The sequence below is a fragment of the Pseudomonas asplenii genome (genome assembly GCF_900105475.1).
Lineage (GTDB): Bacteria > Pseudomonadota > Gammaproteobacteria > Pseudomonadales > Pseudomonadaceae > Aquipseudomonas > Aquipseudomonas asplenii.
In genome coordinates, this window is the sequence record NZ_LT629777.1 from 809,977 (window position 1) to 829,993 (window position 20,017).

The following is a 20,017-nucleotide window of genomic DNA, read 5'->3' on the forward strand; positions in this document are numbered from 1 at the left end:
CACCTTAATCAAACCTGTGCGATCCATTTGCGGTGGGTATGGATCGACATCAGAATCCCAAACGCTGACAACAGGGTCACCAGCGAAGTTCCGCCGTAGCTAATGAATGGCAACGGCACCCCCACCACCGGCAACAATCCACTGACCATACCGATATTGACGAAAACATAAACGAAAAAAGTCATGGTCAGGCTGCCCGCGAGCAGCTTGCCGAACAGGGTCTGGGCCTGGGCGGTGATCACCAGGCCCCGGCCGATCAGCAACAGGTAGAGCAGCAGCAGCACGCAGATTCCCACCAGGCCGAACTCTTCGCCCATCACGGCGATGATGAAGTCGGTGTGGCTTTCCGGCAGGAAGTCCAGGTGCGACTGGGTTCCCAGCAACCAGCCCTTGCCGAATACGCCGCCAGAACCGATCGCCGCCTTGGACTGGATGATGTTCCAGCCGGTGCCCAGCGGATCGCTTTCCGGATCGAGGAAGGTCAGGATCCGCTGCTTCTGGTAGTCGTGCATGATGAAGAACCACATGCCCACCGCCACCGGCACCGCAGCAGCCAGTACGCTGAGGATCCAGCGCCAGCGCAGGCCGCCCATGAACAGCACGAATGCGCCGCCGGCGAGCACCAGCAGCGAGGTGCCGAGGTCGGGCTGGCGCACGATCAGGATGAAGGGCACGCCGATCAGCATCAGGCTGATCCCCACATGTTTGAGCTGCGGCGGCAGCGTGCGCTTGGACAGATACCAGGCGATGGTCGCCGGCATCAGAATCTTCATGAATTCCGACGGCTGGAAGCGGATCACTCCGGGAATGTTGATCCAGCGCGTGGCGCCCATGGCGTTGTGGCCCATGACATCCACCACCACCAGCAGCATCACCCCCAGCACATAGGCCAGTGGCACCCAGCGCGCCATGAAGCGCGGCTCGAACTGGGCGATGACGATCATCGACACCAGGCCGATGCCGAAGGAAGTGGCCTGTTTGATCAACAGGTCCCAGCTTTTCCCACTGGCCGAATACAGCACGAACAGGCTGCCCGCCGCCAGGGTCAGCAACAGGACCAGCAGTGGACCGTCGATGTGCATGCGCTGCAGCAACGTGGCGCGGCGGCGCATCACATCCTCGCTGGAGAGGATGCGATCGAAATTGGCGATCAAGGCGTAGCCTCCGCTGTAGTAGTGCCCGCATATTCAGGCTTGATCCGGCCGTCCGGGCCCAACAGCCAGGCATCCATCACCTGACGAACCACCGGCGCCGCGACGCCGGAACCGGACTCACCGTTCTCGACCATCACCGCGACGACAATCTTCGGATTGTTGGCCGGAGCAAAGCCGACGAACAGGGCGTGGTCACGATGGCGCTCAAGGACCTTGGAACGATCGTATTTCTCGCCCTGCTTGATCGCCACGACCTGGGCCGTACCGCTCTTGCCGGCGATCAGGTACTGCGCGCCGATGGAAGCCTTGCGTGCGGTACCCCGTGCCCCGTGCATCACCTGCTGCATACCGTGGTTGACCTTGTCCCAGTCCGATGGATTGCGCAGGACGATGTCCGGCATCGGGTTGTCATCCTTCGGCCGCTGGCCCTCGACGGTCTTCGCCAGATGCGGCCGGTTCCACACGCCCTTGTTCGCCACCAGGGCCGTGGCCTGGGCCAGTTGCAGCGGCGTGGCCTGCATGTAGCCCTGGCCGATCCCGAGGATCAGCGTCTCGCCCGGGAACCAGGCCTGGCGGCGCGTGGTGCGCTTCCACTCGCGCGACGGCATCAACCCTGGCGATTCCTCGAACATGTCCAGGGAAACCTTCTGACCCAGGCCGAACTTGTTCATGTAGCTGGCCAGGCGGTCAATGCCCAGCTTGTGGGCCAGATCATAGAAATAGGTATCGTTGGAACGCATGATCGCGGTGTCGAGATCGACCCAGCCGTCACCAGTACGGTTCCAGTTGCGATATTTGTGATCGTAGTTCGGCAGCTCATAGTAGCCAGGGTCGAAAACCCGCGTCGAGGCACTGACCACGCCACTGTCCAGGCCAGCGATTGCCACCGCCGGCTTGATGGTCGAGCCCGGCGGATAGAGGCCGCGCAGAACCCGGTTGAACAGCGGTCGGTCAATGGAGTCGCGCAGTTCGGCGTAGGCCTTGAAGCTGATGCCGGTGACGAACAGGTTCGGATCGAAACTCGGCTGACTGACCATTGCCAGCACTTCGCCAGTGTTCGGATCGAGCGCTACCACCGCGCCGCGTCGCCCCCCGAGGGCTTCCTCGGCGGCTTCCTGCAACTTGATGTCCAGACTCAGGACGATGTCCTTGCCCGGCACCGGATCGGTACGCTTGAGCACCCGCAGGATACGTCCACGGGCGTTGGTCTCGACTTCCTCGTAACCGACCTGGCCATGCAACTCCGCCTCATAGAAGCGTTCGATGCCGGTCTTGCCGATGTGGTGGGTGCCGCTGTAGTTCACCGCGTCGAGAACCTTGGCCTCTTTCTCGTTGATCCGCCCCATGTAGCCCACCGAATGGGCGAAGTGCGCACCCTGTGGATAGTGACGTACCAGTTGCGCAACCACCTCGACGCCCGGCAGGCGGAACTGGTTAACGGCGACCCGGGCGATCTGCTCTTCGGTGAGTTCGAACAGGATCGGCACCGGCTCGAACGGCCGGCGCCCCTGGCGCATGCGTTTTTCGAAGAGCACGCGATCCTCGGGCGTCAGTTGCAACACCTCGACGATCACATCCAGCACTTCCTGCCAGTTGCCGGCCCGCTCGCGGGTCATGCTCAGGCTGAAACTCGGCCGGTTATCGGCAACCACCACACCATTGCGGTCGTAGATCAAGCCGCGGGGCGGCGGGATCGACTGCACGTGGACGCGGTTGTTTTCCGACAGGGTCGAGTGGTAGTCGTACTGGATCACCTGCAGGAAATACAGGCGCGCGATCAGCACACAAATCAGCAGCACGACCACCACCGCGCCGACCACGACACGGTTACGCACCAGACGGGCGTCTTTCTCGTGGTCCTTGAGGCGAATCGGCTGGGTCATTCGGCAGGCTTATTTGTGGTAGGGGTGGCCGGACAACACGGTCCAGGCTCGATACAACTGTTCGCCGATCAGAATCCGCACCAGCGGGTGCGGCAACGTCAACGGCGACAGCGACCAGCGCTGGTCAGCCCGCGCACAGACTTCCGGCGCCAGCCCTTCGGGGCCGCCCACCATGAAGTTGACCGTACGCGAATCCAGCCGCCAGCGATCCAGTTCGACCGCCAACTGCTCGGTGCTCCATGGTTTGCCATGGACTTCCAGCGTGACGACCCGCTCGTTGGGGCCGACCTTGGCCAGCATGGCTTCGCCCTCCTGACGGATAAAGCGGGCCACGTCGGCATTCTTGCCCCGGGTATTGAGCGGTATCTCCACCAACTCCAGCGCCAGTTCGGAAGGCAGACGCTTGGCATATTCGTGCCAACCCTCTTCCACCCACTTGGGCATGCGGGAACCGACGGCAATCAGACGCAGACGCACGGGCGAACCTTATTCCATGTCCTTGTTGAGCTTGGTGAAATACTCATGGGTATTTTCCGGGCTGTGGTGTGCGGCGCTGGCCGAACGGCTCTGCTCGGCACCCTGCCACAGACGCTCCAGGTCATAGAACTGACGGGCGCTGGCGGTCATCATGTGGACGATCACGTCATCCATGTCCAACAGTACCCAGTCGCTGTCGCCCCGACCTTCCTCGCCCAGCGGCTTGACGCCCAGTGCCTTGACCGCTTCGCGGACCTTGTCCAGCATCGCGCCGATCTGGCGGTTGGAGGTACCGGTGGCGATGATCATGAAGTCGGTGATGCTCTGCTTTTCGCGAACGTCGATCACCAGGATGTCCTGGGCCTTGACGTCTTCCAGTGCCGCCACGGCAATCTTGACCAGTTCGTCGCCCTTGAGCGGCTCACCGCTGATCACTTTCTCAGGCAACGGAGCACTTTTGAAGGTGCCTTTGCGCTTTACTTTGTTTACGTCGTTGTTCGTCATATAAAACTCGTTTTGCTCGTATGTTCGGGCGCTTCAATACACGGCTGTCCGTGTGTTCAAGCGCGCCTTTTCAGTTCGACGCACGGTACAGCCCGTGCGCATCGATATAGGCCAGGACCGCGTCAGGCACCAGGTAACGTACCGACTTACCGCTGGCCAGCAGTTGACGGATCTGGGTGGCCGACACCGCGAGGGGTGTCTGCCAGACGAATGTAATGTGCCCGCCAGGCCCCGGCAGGGCCTTCGGGTCGCTGACCGACCGCGCGGCCAGCAGGTTGCGCAAGGCATCCGGCGGCTCGCTGTCGGCATCCGGGCGTTGCAGCACCAGAATATGGCAATGCAGGAGCAGTTCCTCCCAGCGATGCCACGTGGGCAGGCCGCAGAATGCGTCCCAGCCCAGTAACAGAAACAACTGGTCCTCGGCGGCCAACTCGGCCCGCATGAGTTCCAGGGTGTCGATAGTGTAGGACGGTTTGTCCCGCTGTAGCTCGCGGTCGTCGACCACCAGCGGCGAGATGCCTGCCACTGCGCACTCGACCATCGCCAACCGATCGAGTGCCGAGACCTGCGGCGTGTCGCGATGAGGTGGCCGGGCGCTGGGCATCAGGCGCAACTCATCGAGGTCCATCAACTCTCCGACTTCCAGGGCACCGCGCAAATGGCCGATGTGCACCGGATCGAAGGTTCCGCCGAGCACGCCAATACGCCGAGGTGGAACTTCGCGAAGGGTCAAGGCGGCTGACTGGCGTTTATCGACCAAGTCAGAGCGACTCCTGACCACGCAACTGCCCGTCGCCGACCACGATGTACTTCTCGCAGGTCAGGCCTTCCAGACCCACAGGTCCCCGGGCGTGCAGCTTATCAGTAGAAATGCCGATCTCGGCACCCAATCCGTATTCGAAACCATCGGCGAAACAGGTCGGCGTGTTGAGCATCACCGAACTGGAATCGACGTCAGCCATGAAACGCCGGGATTCGGCCAGGTCCTGGGTGACAATCGAATCGGTATGGTGGGAACCGTAGCCGTTGATGTGCTCGACGGCCATGTCCAGGCCATCGACGACGCGGATCGACAGGATCGGCGCCAGGTATTCGGTGTTCCAGTCCTCTTCAGTCGCGGCCACGACCTCGATGATCGCCCGGGTCCGCTCGCAACCACGCAGCTCGACACCCTTGGCGCGGAACTGCTCGGCCATGGCCGGCAGAAAGGACTCGGCAACGGCCTTGTCCACCAGCAGGGTTTCCATGGCGCCGCAGATACCGTAGCGGTAGGTCTTGGCGTTGAAGGCGATGCGCCGGGCCTTGTCCAGGTCGGCATGGGCACTGACATAGACGTGGCAGATGCCGTCCAGGTGCTTGATCACCGGTACCCGGGCGTCGCGGCTGATCCGCTCGATCAGGCCCTTGCCGCCGCGAGGAACGATCACGTCGACGTACTCGGGCATGCTGATCAGTGCACCCACGGCGGCGCGGTCGGTGACTTCCACCACCTGCACCACGGCGGCCGGCAGGCCGGCCTCGTCCAGGCCGCGCTGGATGCAGGCGGCAATGGCACGGTTGGAGTTGATCGCCTCGGAACCGCCACGCAGGATGGTGGCATTGCCGGACTTCAGGCACAGGCTGGCGGCATCGATCGTCACGTTCGGCCGCGATTCGTAGATGATCCCCACGACCCCCAGGGGCACCCGCATCTTGCCGACCTGAATCCCCGACGGGCGGTAGCTCATGTCACGGATCGCACCGACCGGGTCCGGCAGGCTCGCCACCTGACGCAGGCCGACGATCATGCTGTCGATCCGCGCCGGGGTCAGCGCCAGACGCTCGACCAGTGCCGGCTCCAGACCATTGGCGCGAGCAGCGGCCAGGTCGAGCTCGTTGGCGGCAACCAGTTCGTCACGCGCACCATCCAGCGCGGCGGCGGCGGCATGCAGCGCACGATTCTTCTGCGCGGTGCTGGCACGGCCGATCACGCGGGAAGCCTCGCGGGCTGCGCGACCCAGGCGGGTCATGTAGTCAAGAACGGACTCGGTCATGGTCTAAGGAGGTCTTGGCAAAGAAGAAAGCGGCCGATTATAGCTCTCGCGCCGCCTCACGGACAGCGGTGCCGGGCGGATGGTCGAAATGCGCCACAAATAACGGCCATTCAGCCTGGATTAAGGGCAAAATCGGTATGATCGATCACCAAACAGCCTTGGATGCCTTTCAGCAACGATGTCCAACCTGACACCCCTTCCTCTGCCAAACGCCCTGCCAGACAGCTTTTTCGACCGCGACGCACAACTGCTCGCCCGCGAGCTGCTGGGAAAAGTCATACGCCACCGCGTCGGCGATCTGTGGCTCGCGGCGCGCATCATAGAAACCGAAGCCTATTACTTCGAGGAAAAAGGCAGCCATGCCTCGCTCGGCTATACAGAAAAGCGTAAGGCTTTGTTTCTGGATGGCGGACACATCTATATGTATTACGCCCGGGGTGGCGATTCGCTGAACTTCAGCGCCCAGGGACCGGGGAACGCGGTCCTGATCAAATCGGCCTATCCCTGGACCGATGAACGCTCCGGACCCGCCAGCCTGGCGCAGATGCAACTGAACAACCCCGACAGCCGGGGCGGCCCACGCCCGGCGCAGAAACTGTGTGCCGGCCAGACACTGCTGTGCAAGGCACTGGGGCTGAAGGTGCCGATCTGGGACGCCAAACGCTTCGATCCGCAACGGCTGTATGTCGAAGACGTCGGCAATAAACCGAAACAAATCATTCAGACCACCCGCTTGGGCATTCCCCACGGGCGGGACGAACATCTGTTGTACCGCTTCGTCGATGCCGAGTATGCCACCTGCTGCACCCGCAACCCCTTGCGGCGAGGACAGGTCGAAGGCAAGGACTACCACCGACTCCCCTGAACAAGGAAATTTTCCATGGGTCCATGGCTCGATAGCATCACCGGCTGGCTGACAGCCAATCCCCAGTGGCTCGGTATGGCCCTGTTCATCGTCGCTTGCATCGAATGCCTGGCCATCGCCGGGATTATCGTGCCCGGCACGGTACTGCTGTTCGCCATCGCGGCCCTCGCGGGCAGCGGCGCCCTACCCCTGGGTGAAACCTTGCTGCTGGGATTCCTAGGCGGCTTGCTCGGTGACGGGTTGTCCTACACCCTCGGCCGGCGCTTTCACCAGAACATCCGGCGCCTGCCCGGCCTGCGCCAGCATCCGGAATGGATGAGCGGTGCCGAGTCCTACTTCCAGCGCTACGGTATCGCCAGCCTGCTGGTCGGACGCTTCATTGGCCCACTCAGGCCGATGCTGCCGATGATTGCCGGCATGTGCGACATGCCACTGCCACGCTTCATCGGCGTCAGCCTGATCGCCGGAGCCGGCTGGTCGGTGGTTTATCTGTTACCGGGCTGGGCCACCGGCGCGGCCTTGCGCCTGCCGCTGCCCGAGGGCTTCTGGCCACAGACCGCAGTGGTCGCGGCCGGCCTGGCGGCGCTGGTCGGCCTGTGCATCCACTGCAGCCTCAAGCGCCATCCGCGGGCGACGCTGCTGATCTCGGGCCTGTGCCTCGCGCTGCTGATCGGTCTGTTTCTCGGCTACCCGCACCTGCACGCCTTCGACCAGGGCCTGATGACGCTGATCCAGGAACATCGCGACAGCACCCTCGACCTGATCGCCGTGATCATCACCCGCCTGGGCGATTTCCGGACCCAGTTCATCGTCGCAGCCGTGCTCACGGTCCTGCTGTTCCTTGCCCGGCAATGGCGGCATGCGGTGTTTTTTGGTGCCACCCTGGCGCTCACGGCAATCGGCAACACCGTCACCAAGCACCTGTTCGCACGCATGCGCCCGGAAGTGCTGACCGATCCGATCACCAGCTACAGCATGCCCAGCGGGCACAGTTCGGGGTCGTTTGCCTTCTTCCTGATGCTGGCGGTGCTGGCCGGTCGCGAGCAACCGCCCAGAATGCGCGTGACCTGGCTCCTGCTGGGCTGCCTGCCGGCGTTCGCGGTGGCGTTGTCGCGGGTGTATCTGGGCGCACACTGGCCGACGGACATTCTCGCCGGGGCATTGCTGGCCATCGGCGTACTGGCCGCCAGCCTGACCCTCAGCCAGCGTCACTTGCCACTGACAGCCATGCCACCCAAAGCCTGGTGGCTGATTCTGCCAGCGGCCGTGGCGTTGTACGGTTTTCATGCGCTGTGGCACGTGGAGCATCAGGTGCTGCGGTACGCCTACTAGCCAACGGCCATAGGCACCGACTCAGGTGAACAGCTCTCCCTGCAACTCGTCGAGCAGCGCCTGGATGGCATCCAGCCGCTGCTGCGGGTCGTCGAGTTCCAGCAGATCGATCTTGTCCGCATCGGAAAAGGGCAGCAGATAAGACAGTTGATTCGCCAGCGACTGCTGCCCGGAGGCTTCGCTGCCCATGTCCAGGGCGGCGACCATCGGGTGCTCGGCCAACGCCTTGAGCAAGGCCACCAGATCCTCGTCCTCCTCCTGCAACGGCTGCTCGGGAATCTCGTCCAGCCACTCGACCTCGGCAACGATCAACTGATCCTTCTGCAATGTGCTGTCGAGCACCCGAAAGCGCCGACCGCCTTCAACACGAATCCCCAACAGGCCATTGTCCTGCTGCTGGAAGTCGCGGATCAGCGCCTCGCAGCCAATCAGCGCAAAGCCTTGTGGCGCCTGGCCGACTTCTTCACCGTCAAGGATGCACACCACGCCAAAACCGCTGCCCTGTTTCATGCAGCGGCTGATCATGTCCAGGTAGCGCGCCTCGAAAATCTGCAGATCGAGGGTACAACCGGGGAACAACACAGTGTTCAGGGGGAACAGCGCCAAGCTCATAGAGACTTCCTTAAACCACCCAAGTCACGATCAACGGCAACAGGACCGCCGTGCTCACACCCATCAAACTCATCGCCAGCGCCGCGAAGGCACCGCATTCGTCACTTTCCTGCAGGGCCACGGAGGTCCCCACCGCGTGGGCGGTCATGCCCAGGGCCATGCCCCGGGCCTCGGGCCGATGCACGCCCAGGCGCGTCAACAACGCGGGACCGGCAATCGCCCCGATCACGCCAGTGATCAGCACAAAGACAGCAGCCAAGGCTGCCACACCACCGATCTGCTCGGCCACCAGCATGGCGATGGGTGATGTCACTGACTTCGGTGCCATGGTCATCAACATCCTCGGCTCGGCACCGAACAGCCAGCCCAACAGGACACACAAGCCTGTGGCAATCACGCCGCCAATCACCAGCGTAGTAAAAATCGGCCAGAACAATTGCCGGATCCGCCGCAGGTTGAGGTACAACGGCACCGCCAGTGCCACCGTCGCCGGGCCGAGCAGAATACCGAGAATTTCAGTGCTCTTGCGGTACTCGGCATAATCCAGGCCGCACAGCAGCAACACGCCAACCACCAGCGCCATCGAAGCCAGTACCGGCTGCAGGAAGATCCAGCGGGTTTTCTCGAACCCGGCCAGCACCAACTGATAGGCCCCCAGGGTGATACCGATGCCAAACAGCGGATGATGAATCACCGCCGCCCACGCACCTTGCCAGTCCAGTGTCATTGTCCGCCCTCGCGCCGATCCTTGCGCTGGATCAGCCAGTTCATCAACACCCCGATCAGGGCCATGGAAACCAGCACCGACACCACCAGCGAGCCAACGATGGCCCAGAAGTCCGCGGCGATTTCCGCGGCATAGACCATCACCCCAACGGCCGGCGGCACCAGCAGCAGCGGCAGGTAACGCAGCAGGCTGCTGGCGGCCTCGTTCAACGGCGCACCGACCTCGCCGCGAATCAGCAGGAAAGCCAGCAGCAGCAGCAAGCCGATGATCGGTCCCGGCAACACCGATACACACAAATGATTGATCGCCGTACCAAGCAACTGAAACAGCACCAGCCAGGTCAGGCCGCGTAGCAACATCGGAGCTCCCCCTCGATAAGGCATCCATTATAAGCATGCCGATACGCCGGTATTCGCCAAAGCCATGGAAGCTTGACCGGGCACAAGCACCATGATGATCTACAGTGGATGCCAAGGGCTGCAAGGCGCTCTACGAAAATTCGCCGCGCCGGCCGTTTTCGTAGAGCGCCTGCCCAAGGCCTGATAGAACTCGATAGACCAAGGAGAGGCTCAATGCCCTATGTACCCGTAGCGCAACTCAATGACTATGTCGGCAAGGAACTGGGACGTTCCGAATGGTTCACCATCGACCAGGAGCGCATCAACCTGTTCGCGGAGGCCACCGGCGATTATCAGTTCATTCACGTCGACCCGGTCAAGGCTGCGCAAACGCCATTTGGCAGCACCATTGCCCATGGTTTCCTCTCGCTGTCGCTGATGCCCAAGCTGATGGAAGACATCCTGATCCTGCCCGAGGGCGTGAAGATGGTTGTCAACTATGGCCTGGACAGCGTGCGGTTCATCCAGCCAGTGAAAGTCGACTCCCGGGTACGACTCAAGGTCGACCTGGTCAGCGCCGTCGAGAAGAAACCCGGCCAATGGCTGCTCAAGGCCACCGCCACTCTGGAGATCGAAGGCCAGGAAAAACCTGCCTACATCGCTGAACCTCTGTCGCTCTGCTTCGTCTGAAGCAAAACCCGAGTACAGGCATGAAACAGCGCCACGCGCTGTTTCATGCTTTCCCACTAGACACAACATAATGCTACGGCATACTCGGTCCCTTAATTGCCCGGATCCCGTTATGCGCCCATTTGTACCCGTTGCCCTGACCTTGCTGCTCACCGCCTGCGGTGATGGCGAATCACTGTTGCCGCCAGACGCCCGTCTGCCGGACGGTGGCCGCTACCGTGGGGAAGTGGTCAACGGTCTGCTGCAAGGCCAGGGGCGCATCGACTACCCGAGTGGCAGTTGGTATGCCGGCCAGTTCGTCGATGGTCAGTGGCATGGCGATGGCGAGTGGCACGGCAGTAATGGCGAGGTCTACAAGGGCCAGTTCCAACACGGCCTGTTCCACGGCCAGGGCACCCTGACGCTCCATGACAGCAGCTACACCGGCGGCTTCAAACTGGGCCGGCGCAACGGCGAAGGCACCCTCAAGGAAGCCGGTATGACCTACCGGGGCGAATTCAAGGACGACCAGTATTCCGGCCTCGGCCACCTGGAGCTGGAAGACGGCAGCCAATACCAGGGCGAGTTCGCCCACGGCAAACCCAACGGCGAAGGCCAGCGCAGCGACTCCAGCGGCAACCAGTTCACCGGACGCTTCGTCAACGGCCAACTGGAAGGCGCCGGTACGTTCAACAGTGCCGAGGGCGATCAATACGCCGGAGGGTTCAAGCACAACCAGTTGAACGGCAAGGGCCGCTATGAAAATGCCGACGGCGATGTCTGGATCGGCGAATTCAAGGATGGTGTGCTCAATGGCAAGGGCGAACTGATCGGTGTCGACGGCAGCCATTATCGCGGCGAGTTCAGCGAGTGGCGCTTCAACGGTTTTGGCCACCTGAACCTGGCCGACGGCAGCAGCTACATCGGCGAATTCGCCAGCGATACCTACGAGGGCCGGGGCATCCTGACCCTGGCTGATGGCAACACCCAAAGCGGCATCTGGGCCAATGGCCAGCGCGTTCGCGATGCCAACGGCAAACTGCTGCCGGACCAGTTGGAACTCGGCCTGCTGGCCCAGGGTCCATTGCTGGACAAGGCCCTGAGCGCAGTGCCGGCATCGACCCCGGCCATCGAGCTGTACAGCCTGGTATTGGCCGGAGACGGCAAGCAAAGCGTCTTCATGCGCGAGGCCGACTACGTCAACAGCATGCTCGCCAGCCGCTTTGGCGCCTATGGCCAGATCAGACTGGTGAACCACCGCGACCATCTGCTCGACCGACCGATGGCCACCCGTGAGAACCTGCACCGTGCCGCTCAGACGCTGGCCGAACGCAGCGGCCCGGAAGACCTGATCTTCATTTACCTGACCAGTCACGGCACCCACGACCACGAACTGGTACTGGATCAGCCGCGCCTGGAACTGGCCGACCTGCCCGCCGATGAAATGGCCTCGGCCCTGGCCCCGTTGAAGAACCGTGACAAGGTCATCGTCATTTCAGCCTGCTACTCCGGTGGTTTCATCCCGGCCCTCAAGGATGAAAAGACCCTGATCATGACCGCCTCGCGGGCTGATCGGGTGTCCTTCGGCTGTTCCGAGGAAGCGGATTTCACCTACTTCGGCGACGCCCTGTTCGCCCAGGCACTGAACCAGACCGACGACTTGCAGCAAGCTTTCAACCTGGCCAAAACCCACGTCGCCGAACGCGAACAGGCCGACAACTTTGAAGCCTCGGAACCGCAGATCTGGGCGCCCAAGGGCGTACTGGCCCACTGGCAGCAACTGCGCAAGCAACAGGCAAGAAAAGCATTGCAAAGCGCTTCACTGGACAGCAAGGAAGCCAAGAGCAACTAAGCTGATTCGTATCAAGGGAGACAACTCATGTACTTGACGCCTCAGCATATTCTCCTCGCTGGAGCCACCGGCCTGACCGGTGAACACCTACTGGACCGCCTGCTCAACGAGCCGACGGTCAGCCGCGTCCTCGCCCCATCGCGCAGACCGCTGGCCAAACATCCGCATCTGGAAAACCCGGTCGGCGACCTGGTGACCTGCCTGCCGCAACTGAGCGGTCGCGTCGACCTGGCCATCTGCTGCCTGGGCACCACGATCAAGCTCGCCGGCTCCGAGCAAGCCTTCCGCGCCGTCGACCATGACATGGTCGTGGCCTTCGGCAAACGCGCGCGGGAGCTGGGTGCCCGCCACCTGATCGTGATCAGCGCGGTGGATGCCAACCCCAAAGCCAAGGTGTTCTACAGCCAGGTCAAGGGCGAGATGGAAGAGTCGTTGAAAACGCAGGGCTGGCCGCAATTGACCATCACCCGTCCGTCACTGTTGATTGGCGAACGCCGCGAACCGCGCCTGGCCGAGCAACTGGCGGCGCCGCTGTCGAAGTTGATTCCCGGCAAGTACCGTGGGATCGAAGCCTGCCAACTGGCCCGAGCGCTGTGGCGCCTGGCACTGGAAGAACAGGATGGGGTACGGATCGTCGAGTCGGACGAGTTGCGCCGCCTCGGCAAATAGATTTCGACAGGTAGATTTTCGTTGCCAGGGCGGGCCCCTTCGCGGGCAAGCCCGGCTCCTACAGGAGCACTCGAGCCCATGTAGAAGCAGGGCTTGCCCGCGAAGGGGACCACACAAGACTCAAACCCTACAACCCACCCGTCGCCTGAAACCCGACGCCCAACGCCGTGAACACCGACAGCGGCAACAACAGCGTATCGAGCAAGGCACTCGCCGGCAGGTCCACTCCCGGATAGCTGGGCGCCTCGGCGCCAAACCGGTCACGGGCACAACAGCCACCCTGCAACGCATACAGATCCAACCGCGTCCCGGCATAGACAAGCGGCGCGCCGGTCTTGCCGGCATCCAGCGTCCGCGCTGTCGCACACCCTGCCAGTTGCAACACCAGCATCAGGCACAGCAGCGACTTACTCATTGCTGTTCAAATGATGCTCACCCCAACGCGGCAACATGTCCTGGGGGATATTCAGCAGGTTGAGAATCCGCGCGACGACGAAGTCCACCAGGTCATCAATCGTTTGCGGCTGATGATAAAAGCCTGGCGACGCCGGCAGGATCGTCACGCCCATGTTCGACAGCTTGAGCATGTGCTCCAGGTGAATACTCGAATACGGCGCCTCGCGCGGCACCAGGATCAACTGCCGGCGCTCCTTGAGCGTGACGTCCGCCGCCCGCTCGATCAGGTTGTTGCAGGCACCGGTAGCGATGGCCGACAAGGTCCCGGTGGAGCAAGGCACCACCACCATCGCCGCCGGCGAACCCGAACCGGAGGCCACCGGGGACATCCAGTCCTCCTTGCCATACACGCGGATCTGCCCCGCCTGCGCCCCGGTGTATTCACTCAGGAACGCCTGCATCGACTGCGGCTTGGGCGGCAGGGTCACGTCGGTTTCCGTCGCCATCACCAACTGCGCGGCCTTGGAGATCAGGAAGTGCACCTCGCGATCCTCGCGCACCAGGCAATCGAGCAGGCGCAAACCATACTGCGCACCGGAGGCGCCGGTCATCGCCAGGGTGATGCGCTCCGGGCCGCTCACTGCAAAGCCTCGGCCAGCTTGCCGTGCAGGCCGCCAAAGCCGCCGTTGCTCATGATCACTACGTGCGTGCCGGGCTTGGCCTGGCTTTTCACCCGTTCGATGATCCCCTCCAGCGAGTCACTGACGATCGACGGCACCGTACACAAGGCCGCCGTTGCCCCCAGGTCCCAGCCGAGATTGGCCGGTGCGTACCAGATCACCTGGTCGGCCTGGACCACACTTCCCGGCAAGCCATCACGGTGGGCACCCAGTTTCATGGAGTTGGAACGCGGTTCGATGATGGCGATCACCGGTGCATCGCCGACCTTCTTGCGCAGACCGTCGAGGGTCGTGGCAATGGCGGTCGGATGGTGCGCGAAGTCATCGTAGAGGGTGACGCCATGGACCTCGGCGACCTTTTCCATGCGCCGCTTGACGCTCTTGAAGGCACTGAGGCCCGCAACCCCCATCGCAGGCACCACGCCGACATGCCGGGCCGCCGCCAGCGTCGCAAGGGCATTGGCGACGTTGTGCTGGCCGGTCAGCTCCCATTCGACCGTGCCCTGGACCAGGCCCTCGAACAACACCTCGAAACGCGAGCCATCTTCACTGAGCAGACGCGCCTGCCATTGGCCGCCAGCACCGGTGGTCTGCACCGGCGTCCAGCAGCCCATCTCGATCACCCGCTGCAATGCCGGTTCGGTGGTCGGGTGGATGACCAGGCCTTCACTGGGAATGGTCCGCACCAGATGGTGGAACTGCCGTTCGATGGCCGGCAGGTCCGGGAAAATATCCGCGTGATCGAATTCCAGGTTGTTCAGGATCGTCGTCCGCGGACGGTAGTGGACGAATTTGGAACGCTTGTCGAAAAACGCGCTGTCGTATTCATCGGCCTCGATCACGAAGAACGGCGTATCGCCCAGGCGCGCCGAGACCGAGAAGTTCTGCGGCACACCGCCGATCAGGAAACCCGGGCTCATGCCCGCGTGTTCGAGCACCCAGGCCAGCATGCTGCTGGTGGTGGTCTTGCCATGGGTGCCGGCAACCGCGAGGACCCAGCGCCCCTGCAGCACATGGTCGGCCAGCCACTGCGGGCCGGACACGTAGGGCAGCCCCTTGTTCAACACGTACTCGACCGCCGGGTTGCCACGGGACATGGCATTGCCGATCACCACCAGGTCCGGCGCCGGATCGAGCTGGGCCGGGTCATAACCCTGGGTCAGCTCGATGCCCTGGGCCTGCAGTTGCGTGCTCATCGGTGGATAGACGTTGGCATCGGAGCCCGTCACGTGGTGACCCAGCTCTTTGGCCAGAACAGCCATCGAGCCCATGAAGGTGCCGCAGATACCCAGAATATGAATGTGCATAGTCGACCTCGTAAAACATGGCCGCAGGTTAGCCCAGGGCGGGCGAAATCGCACCTTGTGTTTCAGATTCGAGGCGACTGACAGGGCTTCGCGCCCTGTCGTTCAGACACTGATCGCGTTGGTGAACACCAGACGGTTGCCGAACGGATCGGCGATCGGCATGTCCATGCTGCCCCAGGGCATGGCCTGGATTTCCGGACGCGCATAGCCGAAACCCTTGGCCAGCAGTTGTTCGCGGAAGGCTTCCAGTTCGTCGGTTTCGATGCGCAACGCCGAGCCCGGAGTGGTATCGCCATGGTGCTCGCTCAGGTGCAGGACGCAATTGCCCTTGGACACTTGCAGGTACAAGGGGAAACCCGGCTCGAAGCGATGTTGCCAGTCGATGTGAAAACCCAGGAAGTCGACGTAGAACTCCAACGCCTTGCCCTCGTCGAAAATTCGCAGAATGGGTGTGGTCTTGCCGAAGCTCATTGTCGGGTCTTCCTGACTATTCTTGATCAAAGCGCTTCGGCCACGGAGCGAGTTTCTTTAATGGCTTAGAGCCATCATTGCGCAAAATCGCGACATCGCTCGCAAAAACCTGACGCCAATCACCAGAATAGCCGGTTTGGCTCAGAGCATATCGTTGAGAATCCAGTCGATCACCGAAGTGCGCTTGGGCGCCCAGCCCAGCCGTTCACGCGCGTTCCTGCCACGGACCCGGCTGTTGGAGCCCAGACCGTAGTTGGCCATTTCGTAACCCCATTCGGCTTCGGCGTCGGCCAACGGCCAGTCCTGCGACTCACCCAGGTTCAGCGCCTTGGCCATCGCGGTGGTCATGTCGATGAACGAGGCTTCGCCGCTCTCGACGAAATAGAAGGTGCCCGCCGGATTGCCGGTCAGCGCCAGCAGGTAGAGCGCCACCACATCCTCGATGTGCACGTTGGACCAGATGTTCTGCCCTGTACCGACATGGCGTACCACACCGCTCTTGCGTGCCTGTTTCAGCAGCCGCGGCAACTGCACGCTGTCGCGCTTCACGCCCAGGCTGTGGCCGTAGATCAGGGTGTTGCAGAGCACCGCCGAGCGCACGCCGGATTTCGCCGCGTCGAGAACAAGGTTGTCGATGGCCACGCGCGCGGCCTTATCGACGGTCGGCTCCGGCAGGCGGCCTTCGTAATAGACGACATCGCTGGCCTTGCCACCGGAAGCGTCGCCGACGATGCTCGAACCGCTGGTGTGCAGGAACACCTTGCCGCTGCCGCGCAAAGCACCGAGCAGCGCTTCGACCGCCCCACGATGGTCGCTGCTGGCGGCATTGATCACCGCATCGGCTTGGCGGGCCTGCTCGGTGAGCAGTGGGCTGTCATCCAGAGTGCCGATCACCGGTGTGATACCCAGCCCGCGCAACTCCTGCGCCTGCTCGGCGCTGCGCACCAGCCCGGTGACCTGATGGCCAGCGGCGACCAGACCGGTCGCGATGGAACCACCAATGAATCCGGCTGCACCGGTAACGAATACGTTCATGAAGAAACTCCGTGCATGAATAAGTGATGAGGCCAGTATCGAAAACTTATCCGTGCCGAATAAGCCCCTATTACCCAATTCACTCTTGCGCTGGAGTCACGAATAGCCGACTGATAGCCAGCACCCGGTCTGGATTGCCGCGGCCGACCTCTAGGCCACCCCTGGCCCCGCATACCCCGCCAACTTGCCCTGGATGAAATCAAGGAAACACTGAATGCGCAACGCCAACTGCGAGTTGCGGTAATACACCGCATGGATCGGCTGGCGGTAGCCGCTGTTGGCGTCGGGCAGGATCACCTGCAGGCGACCGGACTGGATGTCCTGGTGGGTCATGAAGTGCGACAGGCAGACGATGCCCTGGCCTTCCAGCGCCAATTGACGCAGGGTCTCGCCACTGGAGGCAGCGATGTCGGGACGGATCAGCCAGCGGTCACCCTGGGCATGACGCAGCGGCCAGTGGTTGAGGCTTTCGGTCTGGGTGAACCCCAACAGGGTATGGGTGGATAACGCGTCGACGCTGGTCGGCACGCCGTGACGCGCCAGGTAGGCGGGACTGGCGAGGATGTTCAACGGGCTGCTGCCCAGCGAACGGGCGTGCAGGGTCGAGTCGGCCAGGTTGCCGATACGGATGGCGATGTCGGTGCTCTGCTCCAACAGGTCGATGATCAGGTCGTTGCTGTTGAGTTCCAGCTGGATGTCCGGATAGAGGCTGCGGAACTCGGCGATGTACGGCACCACCGCATGCAGCATGAACGGCGAGGCGGCGTTGATGCGCAGACGCCCGGCGGGTGTCTGCTGGCGCAGGGACAGGCGCTCTTCCAGCTCGTCCATCTGGTTCAGGATCTGCTTGGCGCGCTCGAAGAAGAACTTGCCCTCCTCGGTCAGGTCCATGCGCCGCGTGGTGCGGTTGATCAGCGTGGTCTCGAGCTTGGCCTCCAGCCGCGACAGGCTGCGGCTGACCGCCGACGGCGTCTGCCCGACCTGCTCGGCCGCCGCAGAGATCGAACCGCACTCGATCACGCACACGAAAATCTGCAACTCATCCGACCTGGCTTTCACGCTCACCTCTCGACTCAAGGTCCTGATAGTAACCGGCCATGAGGCAAAAGGAACCTCACGCCGGCAAATCGAGAACCTTCGCCAGGTGCTGCTCGTAGCGCCGGATATCCGCCTCGATGGCCGGGACTTTCATCACGTCGACGCAGAGAAAGGTCGGCAGGCCAGTCATGCCGAGGAACTCGTTGGCCTTGTGGAACGGAAAGTACACCGCATCCACCCCCTTGGCCTCGAAGAAATCGGCAGGGTCGTCGAAGGCTTGCTGCGGTGCATTCCAGGTCAGCGACAACATGTACTGCTTGCCCTGGATCAGGCCGCCGCTGCCGTACTTCTGCGAAGCATCGGAGCGGGTCCGGCCATCGTTGGCATAGAGGCTGCCGTGGCCAGCGGTGAAGACTTCATCGATGTACTTCTTCACGGTCCAGGGTGCGCCCATCCACCAGCCTGGCATCTGGTAGATGATCACGTCGGCCCAGAGAAACTTGGCAACCTCTGCGGCGACGTCATAACCCTGGTCGATCCAGGTCTGCTGGACATCGCAACCGGAGCGGTCGAGATACGCCAGGGCGGTTTCATGCAGGGTCGCGTTGTAGCGACCGGCGGAGTGGGCGAACGACTTGCCGCCGTTGAGTAACAGGATCTTTTTCATGAGCAGCCTCGTGGAGCACGGACCCAAGGGCACTGCCCAGTGGCAGTCAGGGTCGACAGGTTCAAGTACGGGCCGCAGGTTAGTCCTCGTACCCTGCGCGAAAAAGACGGACTCACGCAAATCGCTTTTGCCTTAACGGCATGAATCCAGCGCCTATTGTTGCCTTAGCATTGGCCGCTCCCAGAACCTGCCCCGCACGGAGTGAATCCATGAGCCAACCCTACGGTTTTATCCTGCATGCCAAGACCCGCCCGGAAAAGGCCGAGGCCTTCGAGGCACTGTTTCGTGCCTACGTCGAACCCAGCCGCGAGGAAGACGGCTGCATCGAATACCACATGCTGCGCGACCTGGCCGATCCAACCCTGTTCATCTTCTATGAGATCTGGCAGTCGAAAACCCACCTGGACGTCCACTCGGCACTGCCACACATGCGAGCCTTCCACGAGCAGCGCATGGTGTTCCTCGAACGGGATTTCGATATCCGCCTGATCGAGATGCTCAGCCCGTCGTCGGCTAGCCGCTGATCAACAGGTGCCCGCCCAGCAAGCCCATCCCGATAAAAAACACCCGCTTGAACAGTACGGCGCTGATCCGCTGGCGCAGCCATTGACCGAGCAGCATGCCGAGCAGCGCCGGCAGCAGCGCCAGTAGCGAGGCACCCAGCGCGCCCTCGCCCAGAGCGCCGCGCCAGAACAGCCCTGCCGCCAGGGCCAGGGTCGACACGGTGAACGACAGGCCCAACGCCTGTACCAGTTGATCCTTGTTCAAGCCCAGGGCCTGCAGGTAGGGAACCGCCGGAATCACGAACACTCCGGTGGCCGAGGTGATGATGCCCGTGACCACGCCACACAGCGGCCCCAGCCAGCGTTCCGTCCGCCCGCCGACGTGCAAGGTGGGCAGGAACAGTCCACACACCGCGTACACCAGCAGCGCCGCGCCCAATCCCCGCACCGCCCAGCCGCCACCTTCGATCCCACCCAACCACAGGCTGCCGGCCCCGGTACCGAGGAAGATCGCCAGCAGCATCGGCCACAGACGATTGAGCAACACCGACAGATGCCCCCCCGCCGCCAGTTGCCAGACGTTGGTCAGGGTCGCGGGGATGATCAGCAGCGCCGCAGCCTGCGCCGGAAGCATAGCCAAACCGAGCAGGCCCATGGCAACAGTCGGCAGGCCGAGGCCAATCACACCCTTGACCATACCGGCCAGCAGAAAGGTCGCCAGCACCAGCATTGAAAGGGTAAAGCCGAGTGTTTGATAGAAGTCGATGAAGGTATTCATGGGCCCATGCTGAACCGACGGGCTCCA

Annotated in this window: 23 protein-coding genes; 6 read left to right on the forward strand and 17 right to left on the reverse strand. The window is 62.5% G+C overall.

Annotated elements, in window-relative coordinates; all coding sequences use genetic code 11:
- Positions 1-8 precede the first annotated feature (8 nt).
- The 6 genes from rodA to BLU37_RS03715 all read right to left on the reverse strand — a co-directional run bounded on the left by rodA (position 9) and on the right by BLU37_RS03715 (position 6,051).
- Positions 9-1,112, reverse strand: coding sequence for a rod shape-determining protein RodA (gene rodA, locus BLU37_RS03690; protein WP_010446724.1), 1,104 nt, complete (start codon positions 1,110-1,112; stop codon positions 9-11).
- Between the two features lie 38 nt (positions 1,113-1,150).
- Positions 1,151-3,037, reverse strand: a complete 1,887-nt coding sequence (gene mrdA / locus BLU37_RS03695; protein WP_010446725.1) for a penicillin-binding protein 2 — start codon at positions 3,035-3,037, stop codon at positions 1,151-1,153.
- Between the two features lie 9 nt (positions 3,038-3,046).
- Positions 3,047-3,514 (reverse strand): 23S rRNA (pseudouridine(1915)-N(3))-methyltransferase RlmH, encoded by a 468-nt coding sequence (gene rlmH, locus BLU37_RS03700; protein WP_007937439.1) that lies wholly within the window; start codon positions 3,512-3,514, stop codon positions 3,047-3,049.
- Between the two features lie 9 nt (positions 3,515-3,523).
- A complete protein-coding gene (rsfS, locus tag BLU37_RS03705; protein WP_010446734.1) occupies positions 3,524-4,018 on the reverse strand; it encodes a ribosome silencing factor in 495 nt (164 codons plus the stop codon).
- A gap of 70 nt (positions 4,019-4,088) precedes the next feature.
- Positions 4,089-4,751, reverse strand: coding sequence for a nicotinate-nucleotide adenylyltransferase (nadD, locus tag BLU37_RS03710; RefSeq protein WP_026007729.1), 663 nt, complete (start codon positions 4,749-4,751; stop codon positions 4,089-4,091).
- Positions 4,752-4,779: 28 nt separating this feature from the next.
- The gene (locus BLU37_RS03715) at positions 4,780-6,051 is read right to left on the reverse strand and encodes a glutamate-5-semialdehyde dehydrogenase (RefSeq protein ID WP_090202356.1); all 1,272 of its coding nucleotides are present in this window, start codon (positions 6,049-6,051) and stop codon (positions 4,780-4,782) included.
- A 178-nt stretch (positions 6,052-6,229) separates the two neighbouring features.
- On the opposite strand from BLU37_RS03715, the gene BLU37_RS03720 reads away from it, so the two are divergent.
- The gene (locus BLU37_RS03720; RefSeq protein ID WP_010446740.1) at positions 6,230-6,916 is read left to right on the forward strand and encodes a DNA-3-methyladenine glycosylase; all 687 of its coding nucleotides are present in this window, start codon (positions 6,230-6,232) and stop codon (positions 6,914-6,916) included.
- A 15-nt stretch (positions 6,917-6,931) separates the two neighbouring features.
- Positions 6,932-8,248 carry a bifunctional DedA family/phosphatase PAP2 family protein gene (locus BLU37_RS03725; RefSeq protein ID WP_090202359.1) on the forward strand — a complete coding sequence of 439 codons (1,317 nt, stop codon included), beginning with the start codon at positions 6,932-6,934 and terminating at the stop codon, positions 8,246-8,248.
- A 21-nt stretch (positions 8,249-8,269) separates the two neighbouring features.
- On the opposite strand, the gene BLU37_RS03730 is transcribed toward BLU37_RS03725, so the two are convergent.
- The 3 genes from BLU37_RS03730 to BLU37_RS03740 are packed head-to-tail and all read right to left on the reverse strand — an operon-like array spanning position 8,270 to position 9,946.
- Complete coding sequence (locus BLU37_RS03730; RefSeq protein WP_010446743.1) at positions 8,270-8,860, reverse strand: LON peptidase substrate-binding domain-containing protein; 591 nt, start codon at positions 8,858-8,860, stop codon at positions 8,270-8,272.
- Between the two features lie 10 nt (positions 8,861-8,870).
- The gene (locus tag BLU37_RS03735; protein WP_010446744.1) at positions 8,871-9,587 is read right to left on the reverse strand and encodes an LrgB family protein; all 717 of its coding nucleotides are present in this window, start codon (positions 9,585-9,587) and stop codon (positions 8,871-8,873) included.
- Entirely contained in the window at positions 9,584-9,946 is a 363-nt protein-coding gene (locus BLU37_RS03740) for a CidA/LrgA family protein (RefSeq protein WP_010446746.1), read from the reverse strand. The genes BLU37_RS03735 and BLU37_RS03740 overlap by 4 nt, the downstream gene beginning before the upstream one ends.
- A 213-nt stretch (positions 9,947-10,159) precedes the next feature.
- Here BLU37_RS03740 and BLU37_RS03745 point away from each other — a divergent pair, with 213 nt between their 5' ends.
- The 3 genes from BLU37_RS03745 (at position 10,160) to BLU37_RS03755 (ending at position 13,115) form a co-directional block, all read left to right on the forward strand.
- On the forward strand, positions 10,160-10,615 hold the full coding sequence (locus BLU37_RS03745; RefSeq protein ID WP_010446748.1) for a MaoC family dehydratase: 456 nt from the start codon (positions 10,160-10,162) through the stop codon (positions 10,613-10,615).
- 112 nt (positions 10,616-10,727) lie between these two features.
- Positions 10,728-12,446 carry a C13 family peptidase gene (locus BLU37_RS03750; RefSeq protein WP_090202361.1) on the forward strand — a complete coding sequence of 573 codons (1,719 nt, stop codon included), beginning with the start codon at positions 10,728-10,730 and terminating at the stop codon, positions 12,444-12,446.
- A 27-nt stretch (positions 12,447-12,473) separates the two neighbouring features.
- Complete coding sequence (locus BLU37_RS03755; protein ID WP_090202363.1) at positions 12,474-13,115, forward strand: Rossmann-fold NAD(P)-binding domain-containing protein; 642 nt, start codon at positions 12,474-12,476, stop codon at positions 13,113-13,115.
- Positions 13,116-13,242: 127 nt separating this feature from the next.
- Here BLU37_RS03755 and BLU37_RS03760 read toward each other — a convergent pair whose 3' ends face one another.
- The 7 genes from BLU37_RS03760 to BLU37_RS03790 form a co-directional block, all read right to left on the reverse strand.
- Positions 13,243-13,530 (reverse strand): YceK/YidQ family lipoprotein, encoded by a 288-nt coding sequence (locus tag BLU37_RS03760; protein ID WP_090202365.1) that lies wholly within the window; start codon positions 13,528-13,530, stop codon positions 13,243-13,245.
- A complete protein-coding gene (gene ubiX, locus BLU37_RS03765; protein WP_010446755.1) occupies positions 13,523-14,152 on the reverse strand; it encodes a flavin prenyltransferase UbiX in 630 nt (209 codons plus the stop codon). Before ubiX ends, BLU37_RS03760 begins: the two co-directional genes overlap by 8 nt.
- Entirely contained in the window at positions 14,149-15,498 is a 1,350-nt protein-coding gene (mpl, locus tag BLU37_RS03770) for a UDP-N-acetylmuramate:L-alanyl-gamma-D-glutamyl-meso-diaminopimelate ligase (RefSeq protein ID WP_090202369.1), read from the reverse strand. The genes ubiX and mpl overlap by 4 nt, the downstream gene beginning before the upstream one ends.
- A gap of 102 nt (positions 15,499-15,600) precedes the next feature.
- Entirely contained in the window at positions 15,601-15,969 is a 369-nt protein-coding gene (locus tag BLU37_RS03775; protein WP_010446758.1) for a glyoxalase superfamily protein, read from the reverse strand.
- A gap of 141 nt (positions 15,970-16,110) precedes the next feature.
- The gene (locus BLU37_RS03780; protein ID WP_090202373.1) at positions 16,111-17,004 is read right to left on the reverse strand and encodes an NAD-dependent epimerase/dehydratase family protein; all 894 of its coding nucleotides are present in this window, start codon (positions 17,002-17,004) and stop codon (positions 16,111-16,113) included.
- Between the two features lie 150 nt (positions 17,005-17,154).
- Entirely contained in the window at positions 17,155-18,063 is a 909-nt protein-coding gene (locus BLU37_RS03785; RefSeq protein WP_090210897.1) for a LysR family transcriptional regulator, read from the reverse strand.
- A gap of 55 nt (positions 18,064-18,118) precedes the next feature.
- A complete protein-coding gene (locus BLU37_RS03790; RefSeq protein WP_090202376.1) occupies positions 18,119-18,709 on the reverse strand; it encodes an NAD(P)H-dependent oxidoreductase in 591 nt (196 codons plus the stop codon).
- A 209-nt stretch (positions 18,710-18,918) separates the two neighbouring features.
- Between BLU37_RS03790 and BLU37_RS03795 the strand changes: the two genes are divergently transcribed.
- Entirely contained in the window at positions 18,919-19,233 is a 315-nt protein-coding gene (locus tag BLU37_RS03795; protein ID WP_090202379.1) for a putative quinol monooxygenase, read from the forward strand.
- Here BLU37_RS03795 and BLU37_RS03800 read toward each other — a convergent pair.
- The gene (locus tag BLU37_RS03800; protein ID WP_090202382.1) at positions 19,223-19,990 is read right to left on the reverse strand and encodes a sulfite exporter TauE/SafE family protein; all 768 of its coding nucleotides are present in this window, start codon (positions 19,988-19,990) and stop codon (positions 19,223-19,225) included. The two genes, BLU37_RS03795 and BLU37_RS03800, sit on opposite strands and share 11 nt — an antisense overlap.
- Between the last annotated feature and the right edge of the window lie 27 nt (positions 19,991-20,017).